16 protein-coding genes are annotated in these 14,920 nt (G+C 65.1%); 14 read left to right on the top strand and 2 right to left on the bottom strand.

Translation table 11 applies throughout. The annotated features are described in order from the left end of the window. Window positions 1-21 precede the first annotated feature (21 nt). Window positions 22-867, bottom strand: coding sequence for a LysR family transcriptional regulator (locus ABKF58_RS13910; RefSeq protein WP_482581342.1), 846 nt, complete (start codon window positions 865-867; stop codon window positions 22-24). Between the two features lie 141 nt (window positions 868-1,008). Between ABKF58_RS13910 and ABKF58_RS13905 the strand changes: the two genes are divergently transcribed. The 3 genes from ABKF58_RS13905 to ABKF58_RS13895 are packed head-to-tail and all read left to right on the top strand — an operon-like array spanning window position 1,009 to window position 5,855. Further along, window positions 1,009-2,475, top strand: coding sequence for an NADH-quinone oxidoreductase subunit L (locus ABKF58_RS13905; RefSeq protein WP_482581341.1), 1,467 nt, complete (start codon window positions 1,009-1,011; stop codon window positions 2,473-2,475). Continuing rightward, on the top strand, window positions 2,472-4,847 hold the full coding sequence (locus ABKF58_RS13900; RefSeq protein WP_482581339.1) for a YbcC family protein: 2,376 nt from the start codon (window positions 2,472-2,474) through the stop codon (window positions 4,845-4,847). The genes ABKF58_RS13905 and ABKF58_RS13900 overlap by 4 nt, the downstream gene beginning before the upstream one ends. Window positions 4,848-4,892: 45 nt before the next feature. Further along, window positions 4,893-5,855, top strand: a complete 963-nt coding sequence (locus tag ABKF58_RS13895; protein ID WP_482581337.1) for an L-threonylcarbamoyladenylate synthase — start codon at window positions 4,893-4,895, stop codon at window positions 5,853-5,855. A gap of 330 nt (window positions 5,856-6,185) precedes the next feature. On the opposite strand, the gene ABKF58_RS13890 is transcribed toward ABKF58_RS13895, so the two are convergent. After that, a complete protein-coding gene (locus ABKF58_RS13890) occupies window positions 6,186-6,797 on the bottom strand; it encodes a TetR/AcrR family transcriptional regulator (RefSeq protein ID WP_482581335.1) in 612 nt (203 codons plus the stop codon). Window positions 6,798-6,918: 121 nt separating this feature from the next. On the opposite strand from ABKF58_RS13890, the gene ABKF58_RS13885 reads away from it, so the two are divergent. The 11 genes from ABKF58_RS13885 to ABKF58_RS13835 all read left to right on the top strand — a co-directional run bounded on the left by ABKF58_RS13885 (window position 6,919) and on the right by ABKF58_RS13835 (window position 14,573). Then, window positions 6,919-8,211: an NAD(P)/FAD-dependent oxidoreductase gene (locus ABKF58_RS13885; RefSeq protein WP_482581333.1), complete on the top strand. Its 1,293-nt coding sequence runs from the start codon at window positions 6,919-6,921 to the stop codon at window positions 8,209-8,211. Continuing rightward, the gene (locus tag ABKF58_RS13880; protein WP_482581331.1) at window positions 8,208-8,984 is read left to right on the top strand and encodes a DUF1365 domain-containing protein; all 777 of its coding nucleotides are present in this window, start codon (window positions 8,208-8,210) and stop codon (window positions 8,982-8,984) included. The genes ABKF58_RS13885 and ABKF58_RS13880 overlap by 4 nt, the downstream gene beginning before the upstream one ends. Further along, the gene (locus ABKF58_RS13875) at window positions 8,981-10,189 is read left to right on the top strand and encodes a class I SAM-dependent methyltransferase (protein ID WP_482581329.1); all 1,209 of its coding nucleotides are present in this window, start codon (window positions 8,981-8,983) and stop codon (window positions 10,187-10,189) included. The genes ABKF58_RS13880 and ABKF58_RS13875 overlap by 4 nt, the downstream gene beginning before the upstream one ends. After that, window positions 10,186-10,716: a DUF3833 domain-containing protein gene (locus ABKF58_RS13870; RefSeq protein WP_482581327.1), complete on the top strand. Its 531-nt coding sequence runs from the start codon at window positions 10,186-10,188 to the stop codon at window positions 10,714-10,716. Before ABKF58_RS13875 ends, ABKF58_RS13870 begins: the two co-directional genes overlap by 4 nt. A 3-nt stretch (window positions 10,717-10,719) precedes the next feature. Next, window positions 10,720-11,502, top strand: coding sequence for an SDR family NAD(P)-dependent oxidoreductase (locus tag ABKF58_RS13865; RefSeq protein ID WP_482581325.1), 783 nt, complete (start codon window positions 10,720-10,722; stop codon window positions 11,500-11,502). Continuing rightward, window positions 11,430-11,936 carry a nuclear transport factor 2 family protein gene (locus ABKF58_RS13860; protein ID WP_482581324.1) on the top strand — a complete coding sequence of 169 codons (507 nt, stop codon included), beginning with the start codon at window positions 11,430-11,432 and terminating at the stop codon, window positions 11,934-11,936. The genes ABKF58_RS13865 and ABKF58_RS13860 overlap by 73 nt, the downstream gene beginning before the upstream one ends. After that, the gene (locus ABKF58_RS13855) at window positions 11,933-12,079 is read left to right on the top strand and encodes a DUF2256 domain-containing protein (protein WP_482581323.1); all 147 of its coding nucleotides are present in this window, start codon (window positions 11,933-11,935) and stop codon (window positions 12,077-12,079) included. The genes ABKF58_RS13860 and ABKF58_RS13855 overlap by 4 nt, the downstream gene beginning before the upstream one ends. 187 nt (window positions 12,080-12,266) lie before the next feature. Then, on the top strand, window positions 12,267-12,809 hold the full coding sequence (locus ABKF58_RS13850) for a lipocalin family protein (RefSeq protein ID WP_014087486.1): 543 nt from the start codon (window positions 12,267-12,269) through the stop codon (window positions 12,807-12,809). Window positions 12,810-12,817: 8 nt separating this feature from the next. Beyond that, the gene (locus ABKF58_RS13845; RefSeq protein ID WP_482581321.1) at window positions 12,818-13,042 is read left to right on the top strand and encodes a TIGR02450 family Trp-rich protein; all 225 of its coding nucleotides are present in this window, start codon (window positions 12,818-12,820) and stop codon (window positions 13,040-13,042) included. Between the two features lie 172 nt (window positions 13,043-13,214). Next, on the top strand, window positions 13,215-13,652 hold the full coding sequence (locus tag ABKF58_RS13840; RefSeq protein ID WP_008952892.1) for an HIT family protein: 438 nt from the start codon (window positions 13,215-13,217) through the stop codon (window positions 13,650-13,652). A 444-nt stretch (window positions 13,653-14,096) separates the two neighbouring features. Continuing rightward, window positions 14,097-14,573 carry an FKBP-type peptidyl-prolyl cis-trans isomerase gene (locus tag ABKF58_RS13835; protein WP_008952893.1) on the top strand — a complete coding sequence of 159 codons (477 nt, stop codon included), beginning with the start codon at window positions 14,097-14,099 and terminating at the stop codon, window positions 14,571-14,573. The last annotated feature ends 347 nt before the right edge of the window (window positions 14,574-14,920 follow it).

Raw genomic sequence — 14,920 nt, 5'->3', positions numbered from 1 at the left:
CGACTCGGCCGCGTCCAGTATCTAGCCGGGCATCGAGAACTGCTGAAACAGGTCTTTCAAGTGCGGGGTTTCAAACCGACGCCTCACCGTGATGGCATAGAACGTTTCCTCCACGCCATGTACTGAACCATATTTCTCCAGCAGGCCCTTATTCAACTCGTCCTTGACCACGATGGCGGGAATCAGTGCCACCGCACCCGAGTCCCGCGCCAGCAAGCGCAAGGCCGCCATGTCATCGACTTCGGCGCGAATCCGCGGCTCGATGCCCAATTGTTCGCACAGCAGGTCGAAACGAACCCGAATTTCGCTTTTCGCACTCGGCACGACCAATTGGTGGCGGGTCAGGACCTTGCCCAGGTCGAACCCTTCGCCGATGAGTCCCGGCGGCCCGATCAGGCAGACCTCCTGCCGCGCCAGGGTGCGGCAGCGCCAGGGGTGCTTGTCGTCGGCGATGACCGGACGGTTGCTCAGCACCACGTCCAGCTCGTAGGCGCTCAGCCGGTTGAGCAGCTCTTCCAGCCCGCCCGCCTCCAGGTTCAGCTTGACGGCCTGTTTGCTCAACACCGGGTTCAGAAAGTTTTCCAGGAAATTACGCGACAGGGTGGAAACGCTGCCGATGCGCAGCTGCCCACCCTGTCCCGCATCCTGGCTGGTCGTCGCGGACAGCAACTCGTTGCCCAGCGCAAAAATCGCTTCCGCGTAGCGCAACACGGAAGAACCCATTTCCGTCAGCAGCAGCTTCTTGCCTTCACGCAAGAACAGCGGCGTGCCGAGCTGCTCTTCCAGCTGGCGTATTTGCGCCGACAGCGCGGACTGCGAAATGTGCAGGCGTTCGGCTGTTCTGGTGAGGTGGCCCTCGGCCGCCACGCGCCAGAAGTAATAGAGGTGGTGATAGTTGAGTCGGCTTATCATTCGATAAAATAGATCGATTTGTACTTATTAATGTATTTTACCGAACATGATTTGCCGGGCATAGTGCCGCTGTCTCAATTCCGGCATGGTGTCCTTATGTTGTTGCTGTCCGAACATGCGCTGATTGCCCTGCTGTGGCTGCTGCCGGCCATCGGTACGCCAGCGCTGCCTCGTCATTGGTGGCTCGCCCAGGCCAGCGCGGCGGCCGGCGCCCTGGCCGCCGCGCTGCTGATGGCGGCCAAGGGGATCCAGCCCGCCTTGCTGTTCCAGCTTCTGATCCAGTTGCTGGCCTGGGTGATCCTGCGGTTCTCCGTCCGCTATCTGAGCGGCGAACAGGGCCAGGCCCGCTACCTGAAAGCGATTGGCTGGCTGCTTGTCGGTTCCACGCTGGTGGTGGCCAGCCGCGACTGGCCAACCCTGCTGGGTGGCTGGCTGCTGACCAGCCGGGCGCTGCACAGCCTGCTCACTTTCTATCCGTCCCGCCCCCAGGCCGGCATTGCCGCCCGGCGCGAGGCGGTGGCCAGCCGGCTGGCTGAACTGTGCTTGGTGCTGGGCGCGCTGTTGATCGCCTGGGCGGTCGGCTCGCTGCATTTCGCGGATGCGGCGCAGCCGCTGGCCGAGCCGCTACGGCAAGCTGCGCGGGTACTGGGCGCCGTACTGGTGGTGTGCTGCGTGTTGCTGAAAACCGCTCAACTGCCTTTCCATGGCTGGCTGACCCAGGTCATGGAGGCCCCCACGCCGGTGTCGGCGCTGTTGCATGCCGGCGTGGTCAATCTGGGCGGCATGGTGCTGATCAAGCTGGCGCCGCTGTGGAGCGTGGCGCCCGCCACGGCCTGGCTACTGACGCTGTGGGGCGGGGTCACCGCCGGCCTGGCCTGCTGGGTGATGCAAACCCGCATCAGCATCAAGCTGCGCCTGGCCTGGTCTACCTGCGCGCAGATGGGCTTCATGTTGATGGAATGCGGCCTCGGGCAGTATTCGCTGGCCCTACTCCACCTGGTGGCGCACTCCATTTACAAGGCGCACGCCTTCCTCAGCTCCGGCAGCCAGGTGCGCACCACCATCCGTCAATCTGCCTCGGCGCAGGCCAGCGGCGCATGGCGACACCTTGCCAGCGGCATCGCCGGCATCGCGCTACTGCTAGCGAGCCTGCAGGCCTGGTCATATGCCCTTGCCCACCCCGTGCAACCGCCACTGCTGCTGGTCGTGGTGATCGGCCTGGGGCTGGCCCCGCTGTGCCAGCGGCTGCGCGGCTACGTGCTGGCCTTGGCGCTGTGCCAGGCCTACCTGCTGCTGCACAGCCTGTTTGCCCGCCTGCAGACCGACCATGCCGGGGCGCCGCTGTCCTGCCAGGTGCTGGTTGCGCTGTTCTTTGCCGCGCTCTACCTGCTGCAAGGCTGGCTGGTGCGTCATCCCGGCCACCGCCTCAGCCAACGGCTCTACGCGCTGGCATTCGGCGGTTTGTATCTGGACGAATGGTGGGTGCGCGCCACGGTGCACTCCAGCCTGGCGATGCCGGGCAACCCAACCCTTTCCGGCGCTCAGGGAGGCCCCCGCTCATGACAAAGCCCGACCTTGACTGGCAGACGGCGGCAAACGCGGCGGCCAATCGCATCGCGCCAAGCTGGCCGCTGGACAGCCTGCTGGCCAGCTCTCCCTACTGGGGCTTGCGCGACAAGCCGTTTGCCCAGGCGCACGGCTATCTGCATCGGCTGGCGGGCAGCGGCCTGCATCTCGACGAGGCGCATTACCGCCGGCAATACGACAGCGGCCTGATCAGCCCCCGCCACCTGGCCGCCGCCATGCGGGAGTACGGCGAAACCCTGTCGCCGGAACAGTGGCTGCTCGCCTCGGCAAACAAGCCGAGCCAGGAAAGCGCGGCGCTGCTGCTGAGCGATTTGCGGCCCGACCCGGCCGGCCACGCTGGGGTGCAGGCGTGGCGTCAGGTCGTCACGCAACAGATCAGCCAGTGTTGCGCGGCCTGGTTCGACCACGACCAGGCCGACTGGCAGCCAGACCGCCAGCGCAACCTGTACCAGTCGTGGCTGGAGGAAATGGCGATCCAGCCGGTCCCCACTCCCGACGCCAGGCTTAAGCAACGGCTGCAAGGGGCGATCGCAGGCTTGCCGGAGGACCATGACCAGCTCTTTCAACACGCGCTGGCACAACTGCAGCCCGCCAACCGTTGGCTCGACGACTGGTTTTATGCCCTGTTGCTGCGCAACAGCGGCTGGGCGGCATGGTGCCGCTACCAGCTGTGGCAGGCCGAACTGGCGGGCAAGCGCTGTTCGCTGCTGCAAGAGCTGCTGGCCATGCAACTGGCCTGGGAGTGCTTGCTCGATGACGGCGAGCGCGAGAGCGGCAGCCGCTGGCACCGCTGGCAAGCCGCCTGGTCCGAGACAGCGCCGACAACGCCGGCCGGCAACCGCGAACTGATCTGGCAACGCGCCGCCGAGCTGGCCACTCATGCGCCACTGCTGGCCGCCCTGCCGCGTCAGGACGCTCAGCCTGTGCGCATCGGTCGCGAACTGCATGCGGTGTTCTGTATCGATGTGCGTTCCGAACCGATGCGCCGGGCGCTGGAACAGGTGATACCCGAGGCCAGCAGCGCCGGTTTCGCCGGCTTTTTCGGGCTGCCGCTGGCGATCCGCTTCGCCGGAGAAACCCGGACCCAGCCGCGCCTGCCCGGCCTGCTGGCGCCAAGCTGGGAAGCGCTGGCGCCGCCGGTGGAGAAGGGACTCGAAGAGTGGGGTCATTTCCAGCGCGCCCCGCTGTCTTCCTTCACGCTGGTGGAAAGCGCCGGCCTGACCAAGGCCGGCAAGCTGCTGCGCAAGGCGTTTCCGCGCAAGACGCGCGCCACGTTGGCCGAAGTCGATCCCTGGCTGAACGGCGAGGACGAGGCCATGGTGTCGGCTGGCCGCCAGCTCGACACCGGGACCATCGTCTCGGTGCTGACCACGCTGCTGCCGGCCATGGGGCTCGGCGCCGAGTTTCCCCGCACCGTGCTGTTGATCGGGCATGCCAGCCACAGCAGCAACAACCCGCAAGCCTCGGCGCTGCAGTGCGGCGCCTGCGGCGGACATGGCGGACACCTGCACGTGCTGTTGCTGAGCGACTGGCTGCACCGTCCGGCGGTACGTGAGGGCCTCGCCGCCGCCGGGCTGGCGATTCCGTCCGACACCGTGTTCCTGCCGGTGCTGCACCTGACCCATAGCGATGAGCTGCACCTCCTGCCGGCCAGTTCGCCAGACCCGGCCTTGCGCCAGCGCGCCGAAGCGCTGCGGCCCGTGCTCGACCAAGTGGAACGCCGCGCCCGCGCCCGCCGGGCCGGCATCGATGGCGTGCCGGACAACCTCGACGACGCCGAGCTGCTGGCGCTGCTGCGGCAAAAGGGGCACCACTGGGCGGAAACCCGGCCCGAATGGGGCCTGACCAACAATGCGTTCTTTATCGCCGCTCCGCGCGCACGCACCGCGCAACTGGACCTGGGCGGGCGCGCCTTCCTGCAGGAATACGACTGGCGGCAGGATGCGGACGCCAGCCGGCTCACCGGCATCCTGGCGGGGCCGCTGGTGGTGGCGCACTGGATCAACATGCAGTACTTCGCTTCCGTAGTCGATCCCACGCGCTTCGGCAGCGGCAACAAGCTGTTGCACAACGTGGTGGGCGGCCGTATCGGCGTGTTTGAAGGCAATAGCGGCGACTTGCGCATCGGTCTTTCCTGGCAGTCCGTGCATGACGGCAGCCGCTGGCGGCATGAACCCTTGCGCCTGGCGGCCTGCATCGACGCGCCCGCCGTTTTGATCGAACAGGCCCTGGCGCGCCAGCCGGACGTGGCAAGACTCGTCGCCAACCGCTGGTTGCACCTGTACCGCATCGCCGAAGACCAACTGGAACAATGGCGCGAGGGCGACTGGCATGCCGCCGAGCTGTGAAGCCGCCGGCCTGCTGCGCTGTCCGCAACCCTTGAGAACCCAAGCATGGACTACCTGAACGCCCACCCCGAAAATATCGACCGCGCCGCCCGCCTGCTCCGAGAGGGCGGCCTGGTCGCCCTGCCGACCGAGACCGTGTACGGTCTGGCCGCCTGCGCGGAAGACCCGCAGGCCATCGCCAAGGTCTTCCGCGCGAAAGGCCGGCCGGCCGATCATCCGCTCATCGTTCACCTGCCCGACCTCTCCCATCTGACGCGCTGGGCATGCCGGATACCGCCGGTGGCTTTCCGTCTGGCCGAAGCCTTCTGGCCCGGTCCGCTCACCCTGGTGCTGCCCGCGGCGCCAGCCGTCTCCCCGCTGATTACCGGCGGTCAGGACACCGTCGCGGTGCGCTGGTCGGCGCACCCGCTGTTCCAGGCGGTGCTCGACCAGCTGGGGAGCGCGGTCGTCGCGCCTTCGGCCAACCCCTTCGGCCACATCAGCCCCACCAGCGCCGCGCACGTGCTCAAGCACATGGAGGGCCGTATCGACGCCGTGCTGGATGGCGGCGATTGCCGCGTCGGCGTGGAATCGACCATCCTGGACCTGTCCGGGCCGGAGGCGAGAATCCTACGACCCGGCTGCATCGGCGCCAGCCAACTGGCTGCCTACCTGCCGCTGGTGGAACGGCCTGCTGCGCCGGCCCCCAGAGTGCCGGGCGCGCTGGACTCCCACTACGCGCCGCGGCTGCCGTGCCACCGCTTCGAGCATGACGAGCGCGCCCATCTGTCGCAGGGCGTGCCGAGCGGGAAATGCGCCTTCATCGGGTTCCGCGAGTTGCCGATGAGCACGCACCGCAGCTATCTGCTGCCAGCCGATCCGGCCGCCTACGCCAGCCAGATCTACGCCGTGCTGCATCAGGCGGAATCGAGCGGCAGCGAGAGCATCCTGATCGAGATGCCCCCCGACACGCCGCAATGGCTGCATGTTCGTGATCGGCTGCTGCGCGCCAGTACCAGCCTGGGCTGAACAGTGCGCCCCCCTGCCTGCCCTGCTTCCGGCGCAACGTATGATGCACGGGTAATGAAGACACACAAAACCATTTTCTCGGGGTGACATCACACATGAATCCGATCCGCAAGGGGCAACATGCACGGCATTTGAGTGATGCTCCCACATGTGCCATCTGCCGCGATGGCGATGCGTTGGATTTTGATTTCCGCGCTGATGCAGGGCTATCTGTTGTGCAAGCCTCTGCTGGAGAACAGCCTGTACGACGCGGAGGCGGTTTTGCCGCGATGAGTCGACGGCGCGGCCATCAGGCGGCCTCAAGGCCGCCCTTCTCCCGGCTTGCCAGGCCTAGTCTTTGGCAATCCCGGTAAAAATCATGGAACGCATGTGCGCCACGATGTCGTCGTCGCTGTAATGCCCGTAGTCCTTCATGTAGTCGACGGCGGGGTCGCAAGTGCGCGAGTAGTAGGCGTAGAGGATGGCGTCGGTCGGTAGATCGTCGCGAATCTCACCCGCCGCTTTTGCCTTGTCCACCATGCCCTGCAATTGCTTGTGCAATTGGTAGACGCGCGTCACGTAGCGGATGTTGCGGGTCAGCATCGCCCTCACCTGCGGGCTGCTGGACGGCAGAAACGGCAGCCCGCCTTGCAGCCTGACGCGTAGCGCCCACTCCAGCAGGCTGCCCAGCCTTTCCTTGCCGCTCATGCCGGCGTCCAGACCGTCCAGATACTCCAGCGCGCCATCAAGCAGGCGAATCATCACCTCGGTGGCGAGGTCTTCTTTCGATTTGAAATGCTTGTACAGGCTGGGCTTGGAGATGCCGGCCTCGCCAGCCACGTCGTCCATGGTCATCAGGTCGAAACCCTTGCTGGCCAACAGCTTGGTGGTGGCGTCGAGCACGGCCTGTTCGCGCAGTTTGAACGCCTGATCCTTGAAGCTGAGCTTGCTTAAAATACTCATGAGTACGACCTTTTACTAATTAGTAGCTTTTTTTCCAAAGCGGTTATATCCTGACTATAAGCACCACGCCACACCGTGCCAAGCAGTTTCCGCAGCACACGAATCCACTACGGGAGTGAAGGTGAAAGCAGATCCTGTCGAACGTCAGCGCGTCGCAGTCATCGGCGCCGGCATTGCCGGCCTGGCCAGCGCCTGGCTGCTGGCGGCCAAGCATGATGTCACGCTGTTCGAGGCGGCGGACTACCCCGGCGGCCATACCAATACGGTCGACCTCAAGCTCGACGGGCATGAGTTCGCTGTGGATACCGGCTTTCTGGTTTTCAACGAGCGCACCTACCCCAATCTGATCGCCCTGCTCGCCGAGCTTGGCGTGCCCTCTTGCAGCACCGAGATGTCTTTCAGCGTCTCGCTGGACCATGGCCGCGACGAATGGGCCGGCAGCAATCTGGATACGGTTTTCGCCCAGCGCGGCAAACTGCTGTCCCCGGCTTTTCATGGCATGTTGTACGACATCCTGCGGTTCAACGGCGCGGCGCCGCGCCTCTTGGAAACGGCCGAGCGTCAGCGGCTCACGCTGGGCGAATTGTTACGGCTGGAAGGCTTCGGCGCTCGCTTCCGCGACCACTACCTGGTGCCGATGGCCGCCGCCATCTGGTCCAGCCCCAGCAACGAGATACTTGATTTCCCCGCCGCCACCTTCCTGCGCTTCTGCATGAACCACGGACTGCTGCAAATCCGCCAGCGTCCGCGCTGGTTCACCGTGCCCGGTGGCGCGCGCCAGTACGTGCACAAGCTGCTGGAGCGGATCACCGATCTGCGTCTGTGCACGCCAGTTGAAGCGGTGCGGCGCGACAACCACGGCGTCACCCTCAGCAGCCGTTTCGGCGACGAACGCTTCGACAGCGTGATTTTCGCCACCCACGCGCCACAGACGCTGGCGATGCTGGCGGACGCCAGCGCGGAGGAGCGCCGCGTGCTGGGGGCGGTCCGCTACCAGACCAATACCGCTGTCTTGCACGGCGATGCCGCCCTGCTGCCGAGACGGCGCAAGGTGTGGTCGGCCTGGAATTTTCTGGCCGACAGCGGGCAATCCGGGCCGCGCGCCGTCTGCGTCAGCTATCTGCTCAACACCTTGCAGCCATTGCCGGTCGCATCGCCGGTCATCGTCACGCTCAATCCGGTACGCGACCCGGAACGCGCGCTGGAATACGCCCGCTTCGTCTACGAACACCCCCTGTTCGACAAGGCCGCCATCGAGGCGCAGACCCGCCTCCCGGCGCTGCAGGGAAGCCGGCGCAGCTGGTTCGCCGGCGCCTGGACGGGCTACGGTTTCCACGAAGACGGCTTGAAATCGGCATTGCGCGTCGCGCGCGATTTCGTCGCGCTGCCGGCCTGGGCGAGGTTGGCCGAATGAGCGACGCCTACCTGATCAAGGGCGTGGTGATGCACCAGCGCTTGCGCCCCGCCCGCCATCGCTTCCTCTACCCGGTGTTCGCCGTGCGCCTGCGCCTGTCGGCTCTCGATCGTCTTGGCAACGCCTGGTTCGGGGTGGACCGGCGGCGGCCGATGTCGGTGCGCACCAAGGATTACGGCCCGCGCGACGGCTCGCCCCTTCTGCCCTGGATCCGCCAACAGTTGGCCGAAGCGGGCTTGCCGCACGACGGCGAGGTCTGGCTGCAGACCTTTCCCCGGCTGTTCGGCTACGCCTTCAACCCGGTGAGTTTCTGGTACTGCCACGATGCGGCCGGCCAGCTGGTGGCCGTGCTCGCAGACGTCAACAACACCTTCGGCGAGCATCACGCCTACCTGCTGGCCAACAAGGCGGGTGAGCCGATCACGGCGGGCTCGACGCTCACCTGCCGCAAGCAGCTGCATGTATCGCCCTTCTGCCAGGTGGAAGGCCACTACCGTTTCCGGCTTGCCGAAAAGGCCGACCGCATGCTGATGCGCATCGACTACCACGACACGCAAGGCCTTCTGCTGAACACCAGCATTTCCGGCCGCATGACGCCGCTGACGCCAACGACCGCCCTGGCCGCCCTGCTGCGGCAACCGCTACTGACCTTCGCCATCATCAGCCGCATTCACTGGCAGGCATGGCACCTGTGGCGGAAGAAAGTGCCTTTCTTCGGCAAACCCCGGCCCCCCGCCACCCGCCTGACTCACGGAGAGGAGTGTCAACCATGAGCCTATCCCGCGCCCTTGGCGCCCCCTGCTCCCCGCTGCCCGTTATCGCCAGAATCTTTCTTTCCCGCTTGAAACGGCTGGAACACGGCTGCCTGCGCCTCATCACGCCGGACGGATCGGCGCTGTGGTTCGGCAACCCCGGCGAAATGCCGGAAGCGGAGCTGACCGTGCGGGACTGGTCGGCCTGCCGCACGCTGCTGCTGGCGGGCGACATCGGCTTTGCCGAAGCCTACCGCGACGGCCTGCTCGACTCGCCCAACCTCACCGCCCTGTTGCGCCTCGCCCTGCGCAACGAGGCGGCGCTGGGGCCCGCCACGTCCGGCAGCCTGCCGGCGCGGGCCTGGTACTGGCTCAAGCACCGCCTGCGCCGCAACAGCCGCGCGGGCAGCCGGCGTAACGTCCACGCCCACTACGATCTGGGCAACCCTTTCTACCAGCTCTGGCTCGACCCGAGCTGGACCTACTCCAGCGCCTGGTTCGACGGCCACTACGAGCAGCCGCTCTCGCTGGCGCAGGCCGCCAAGTACCAGCGCATCTGCGACGTGCTGGGCCTGCGCCCCGGCATGCGGGTGCTGGAAATCGGCTGCGGCTGGGGCGGCTTCGCCGAACACGCCGCGCGCCAGGGCATCGCGGTGCATGGCGTGACCATTTCCAACGCGCAACTGGATTTCGCCCAACGGCGGCTGGCGGGCAATGCCTTGACCGACCTCGAGTGGCGCGACTATCGCGACCTGGACGGCCGCTACGACGCCATCGTATCGATCGAAATGTTCGAGGCGGTGGGCGAAGCCTACTGGCTGGACTACTTCCGCAAAGTGCGCAGCCTCCTGAAGCCCGGCGCCAAGGCGCTGATCCAGAGCATCACCATTGCCGAAAACCGTTTCCAGCGTTACCGCAGCGGCAGCGATTTCATCCAGGAATTCATCTTCCCCGGCGGCATGTTGCCCAGTTGCACCGTCTTTGAGGCACAGGCGCGCAAAGCGGGCCTGGCCACCCATGACCGGCTGGATTTCGGCCCCGACTACGCGGAAACCCTGCGCCGCTGGCGGCAAGCGTTCGAAGGCGCGCTCGAGCCGGTGCGCCGCTTGGGGTTCGATGAAGCCTTCATCCGACTGTGGCGGCTCTACCTGTGCTACTGCGAAGCCGGCTTCGACGAAGGCCGCATCGGCGTCTCGCAGTTCGTGCTGAAGGAGGCCCAGCCATGAGCCGTCGATTACCGCGTCTGATGCTGGCGGCGCTGGCCTTGCTGACCGGCTGCGGCACCCCCAGCGTGCAGGCGTACCGCGACAACACGCCACGCCTCGACCTGTACCAGTTCTTTGGCGGCCACACCCGGGCCTGGGGCATGTTCCGCGACCGCAAGGGCCAGCTGATCAAGCGCTTCACGGTGGATATCGCCGGCCGTCGCGAAGGCGACGTCCTGATCCTTGAAGAGCGTTTCCTGTACGCCGACGGCACAAGACAACAACGCAACTGGCGGCTGGAGCCGAAAGGCGACGGCAAATGGCGTGGCACCGCGGCGGATGTGGTCGGCGAGGCCGAGGGCGAAGTCGCCGGCAACGCCCTGCACTGGCGCTACAACTTGCGGCTGCCGGTGGATGGCCGCGAGTGGACCGTGCATTTCGACGACTGGATGTTCCTGCTGGACGATCACGCCATGCTCAACAGCGCCCGCATGAGCAAGTTCGGCTTTGGGCTTGGCGAGGTCAGCCTGTTCTTCCGCAAGGAGTGAGCCATGCCGCTCGCGCCCATCAATCCCCCGATCCGTGACTGGCGCCATCAACGGGTGTGGATCGTCGGCGCCTCCAGCGGCATCGGCGCGGCGCTGTCCCGCCTGCTGCTGGACAAGGGCGCGGAAGTGGTCTTGTCCGCCCGCCGCCAGGCCCAGCTGATGCAGGTGGCCCATGCCCACCCGCGCGCCACGGTGCTGCCGCTGGATGTCACGGACCCGCAATCCTGGCGCGAGGGCTGGTCGCGATGGCAGGACCAGCAGCACTTGCCGGACCTGGTGGTGTTCTGCGCCGCCGACTACCGGCCGGAACGCTGCTGGGAGCTGCTGCACGAGCGCGTTCGGCAGACCCTCGACACCAACCTGGCGGGCGTGTACTTCGGGCTGGAAACCATCCTGCCCGCGCTGATGGCGCGCCAGTCCGGCGGCATCGCGCTGGTGGCCAGCGTGGCGGGCTATGTCGGTCTGCCCGGCGCCAGCGTCTACGGCCCGAGCAAGGCCGCGCTGATCAACCTGGCGGAATTGCTACACGCCGAACTGCGCTGCCACGGCATCCCTGTCTACCTGATCAACCCCGGCTTCGTGACCACCCGGCTCACCGCCATGAACGACTTCCCGATGCCTGCCATCATGAGTGCCGACGACGCCGCGCGATGCATAGTGCGCGGACTGGAGCGCGGCCATTTCGAAATCCACTTTCCTCGCAGGTTTACGCTATGGATCAAGCTGATCGCCATGCTGCCCTATCGCCTGAGATTGCCGCTGCTGCGCCACCTGGCCCGAACCTGAGAGCGCGGCTGGCCGAATTGGCCGACTGGTATGCCCATCTGAGCCCGGTCACGCTGGATGACATCGACCGTTTTTACGCCGCGTCGGCCTGCTTCAAGGACCCGTTCAACACGGTGCAGAGCCGCGACGGCATACACGATGTCTTCCGGCATATGTTCAACGTGCTGGAACAGCCGGTGTTCATCCTCCGCGAGCAATTGCTGGACGGCAGCCAGGCTTTCCTGACCTGGGACTTCCGCTTCCGCCGCCGCGGCAAGGCCTATCTCTTGCATGGCGGCAGCCATCTACGCTTCGACTCTCGCGGCAAAGTGGTAGCGCACCGGGACTACTGGGATTCCGCCGAAGAGTTGCTGCACAAGCTGCCGCTGATCGGCCCGCCCTTGCGCCTGTTGCGGCGCCTGCTGTCGGTGCATGACGAAGGCTGGCGCGCATGAAGCCATCCTTCAAAGGCAACAAGTCCGCCCTTCCCGCCAAGCCGTGCGCCGGCTGCGGCCACCCCATGAGCTGGCGGCGCAAATGGGCGCGTTGCTGGGATGAGGTGAAGTTTTGTTCCGAACGCTGCCGCCAGCGGCGCTAAGCCCATGACCGCATTGATCTACCGCCGCCGTGACGACACGCGCGCCGTCTTCGGCCAACCTTGCGCGACGCCTGCGCCATCACATCCAGCAGCGGAGGGGGATCGGCAGCGTCTCACTGTGGGCCGGCCCGTCGCCGCATACTGCAACGCATCGAAACCTTGTGAGTCATCAATAGAGGAAGACACCATGCGACGCTCCCGACTGCAACGCCTCATGCTCCTTGGCGGCAGCCTGCTGCTGGCGGCCTGCTCCACCTTGCCGCCGCCCGGCATCCAGCCGGTCAGCGGCTTCGAGCTGCAACGCTACAGCGGCAAGTGGTATGAAATAGCCCGGCTGGAGCACCGCTTCGAACGCGGGCTCAGCGACGTCAGCGCCAGCTACGCGCCGCAGGCGGACGGCAGCGTCAGCGTGATCAATCGCGGCTTCGATCCCGCCGCCGGGCGCTGGAAACAGGCGGAAGGCCGCGCGCTGTTCAACGGCGACCCGCACCGCGCCTCGCTGAAGGTGTCGTTCTTCGGCCCCTTCTACGGCGGCTATCACGTGGTGGCGCTGGACCCGGACTACCGCTGGGCCATGGTGGCCGGCAACGACCGCTCCTACTTGTGGATTCTGGCGCGCGACAAGCAACTGCCCGATGACGTCACCGCCCGCCTGCTTGAAAAGGCGCGGCAACTGGGTTTCGACACCGGCAAACTGATCCGGGTCGGCCAGACCCGCAGCGACGGCTGAGGCGCGCCATGACGATACGCCTCAACCCGCGCAAGCTGCTGCTGAGCAAGTGGACGGCCCTGGCGCCGCAGGACCAGGAAAAGCACTTCATCGTGGTGCGCGTGCTGGAGCCGGAACACCCCGACGCACCGATTACCGAAGTGGAACTGGAAGCGGTCTACAGCCGGCGCAGCCGCATCATTCCCTGGAAAACGCTGACCGACGCCACCCAGTGGCGGCAAGGCTGGCACTAACATCCGGGGCAATCCGTTTCCTGAACTGCGCCATCGCCAACAGCGGTGGCGCTGGTGAGCATAGATCACACTTTGCTATCCGCTTCCTGGAACTGATGGCAAACCGTTCCGGAGCTTCGACCACGCCCGGCCTGCACTACAATGAGCCTTGGTTCATCGAACGGAAAGTGCCATGTCTTACGACTCCAACAACATCTTTGCCCAAATCCTGCGTGGTCAAGCCCCATGCATCAAAGTTTTCGAAGATCAGATGACGCTCGTGTTCATGGACATCATGCCCCAGGCAGACGGCCATCTCCTCGTTATCCCCAAAGAACCCGCATCGCAGATTTTCGAGCTGTCCGACGATGCGGCGGCGGCCTGCATGCTGACCGCACGCAAGGCGGCCATCGCGGTCAGGGCGGCCCTGAACCCTCCCGGCATGATCCTGGCCCAGGCGAACGGCAGCGCGGCCGGCCAGACCGTGCCGCACTTTCACATCCACGTGATTCCGAGGCACAGCGGGGAATTCCTCGCCCCGCATGCAGCACGACGGGAAGACACGGAAAAGCTGAAAGAGCTTGCCAAGCGCATCATTGCCGCCTGGCCCGAACTCGACGAGAGCAATTGACCGGAGCCACGGCTCCCTCCCCCTCGTCAGGGGATACCGTGGCGGATTGGCTCCTGCACGATTGTTGATGACATCGGAAGCGAGCTGAACATGCGCAAAAAAATGCCCCGCACCAGGCGGGGCATTTTTTCAAACCGGAAGCATCCGTGGCATGTCATTGACGGCTAGTTCGGCATGACGAGGGAACCTCGAGGAGACGGTACGGCGGAATTCCGCCTGCTTGCAATCCCAGTGAACCACTCCTGCCAGACAAACCGTCACTTCCTTGCTCATCCGCACCATTACCCAATCCAGTGTTAAGTGCCAATATTCAACAGCAGCCAACACTGCAACGGAAGCATATGCGGCGCATATCGGACGTGAGTGAGGTGACTCGCCCGCCAGTTGACACTCCCCCGCTGAACTGCGAACCTTCCCGCTCCAATTTATTTGCCATTGCCCGCCATGAAAATCACCCAAAACACCGCCGTCACCCTGCGAATGAAAGTCACAGACAGCCAGGGTCTGGTTTACGACGATGGCAAGAACCCAGTCTCCTACCTGCACGGCGATTACGACAACCTCTTCCCCAAACTGGAAGCCGCACTTGAAGGTCAGGAATCAGGCTTTCAAACCACGCTGGAACTCGCTACCGAAGACACCTTCGGCGAACGCGACGAAGCCCTGGTCACCACCATGCCCAAGGCCGAATTCCCGCCCGGCATCAAGGTAGGCGGCCAGATCCAACGCCCCGGCCCGGATGGCACCCCGCGCTATTATTTCGTCACCAAGATCAAAGGCCCAACCGTATTGCTGGACGGCAACCACCCACTATGCGGCAAAACCCTGCGCTTCGCCCTCAAAGTTGTGGACGTGCGTGAGGCAACCGCCGAGGAAATTGCCCACCAGCATGTACATGGCGAGCACGGGCATCAGCACTGACACCACCTTGCCCCACACAACAAAGCCCTCCCAGCCGGAGGGCTTTGTTTTGCCTGGACCCCGCCTGCTATTTGGAGTTGGAGTGGGTGATCTGCTCCTGATCCGCTCGCCACCAACAAGCCCAACTTCGAGGTCTCGACCCGCTCCCTCCCAAATGGCCACATTTAGTCCCTAGTGCTGATGGCGGCCATCCTTGCTTGCTGAGGATTCGTCTGAAGTTCGGCCAGGGAAGTCTTTCGCATCCGAGGTCAACGGCGGCTACTTTGGAAGGGGAAGCAGCCATAAAAGTACCTAGCAAGTAAGGTACGTTTCACAGTCCATTGTGACTTTCAATTTCTTGAAAAGAG

Source organism: Pseudogulbenkiania sp. AW2-16 (genome assembly GCF_056824575.1).
This window is presented reverse-complemented; position numbering and strand designations above follow the sequence as displayed.

Coding starts and splice junctions, on each gene's coding strand:
- ABKF58_RS13905 (WP_482581341.1), top strand. CDS start 1,009: ATGTTGTTGCTGTCCGAACATGCGCTGATTGCCCTGCTGTGGCTGCTG.
- ABKF58_RS13890 (WP_482581335.1), bottom strand. CDS start 6,797: ATGAGTATTTTAAGCAAGCTCAGCTTCAAGGATCAGGCGTTCAAACTG.
- ABKF58_RS13840 (WP_008952892.1), top strand. CDS start 13,215: ATGTCTTACGACTCCAACAACATCTTTGCCCAAATCCTGCGTGGTCAA.
- ABKF58_RS13855 (WP_482581323.1), top strand. CDS start 11,933: ATGAAGCCATCCTTCAAAGGCAACAAGTCCGCCCTTCCCGCCAAGCCG.
- ABKF58_RS13875 (WP_482581329.1), top strand. CDS start 8,981: ATGAGCCTATCCCGCGCCCTTGGCGCCCCCTGCTCCCCGCTGCCCGTT.
- ABKF58_RS13895 (WP_482581337.1), top strand. CDS start 4,893: ATGGACTACCTGAACGCCCACCCCGAAAATATCGACCGCGCCGCCCGC.
- ABKF58_RS13865 (WP_482581325.1), top strand. CDS start 10,720: ATGCCGCTCGCGCCCATCAATCCCCCGATCCGTGACTGGCGCCATCAA.
- ABKF58_RS13835 (WP_008952893.1), top strand. CDS start 14,097: ATGAAAATCACCCAAAACACCGCCGTCACCCTGCGAATGAAAGTCACA.
- ABKF58_RS13845 (WP_482581321.1), top strand. CDS start 12,818: ATGACGATACGCCTCAACCCGCGCAAGCTGCTGCTGAGCAAGTGGACG.
- ABKF58_RS13880 (WP_482581331.1), top strand. CDS start 8,208: ATGAGCGACGCCTACCTGATCAAGGGCGTGGTGATGCACCAGCGCTTG.
- ABKF58_RS13860 (WP_482581324.1), top strand. CDS start 11,430: ATGGATCAAGCTGATCGCCATGCTGCCCTATCGCCTGAGATTGCCGCT.
- ABKF58_RS13870 (WP_482581327.1), top strand. CDS start 10,186: ATGAGCCGTCGATTACCGCGTCTGATGCTGGCGGCGCTGGCCTTGCTG.
- ABKF58_RS13900 (WP_482581339.1), top strand. CDS start 2,472: ATGACAAAGCCCGACCTTGACTGGCAGACGGCGGCAAACGCGGCGGCC.
- ABKF58_RS13850 (WP_014087486.1), top strand. CDS start 12,267: ATGCGACGCTCCCGACTGCAACGCCTCATGCTCCTTGGCGGCAGCCTG.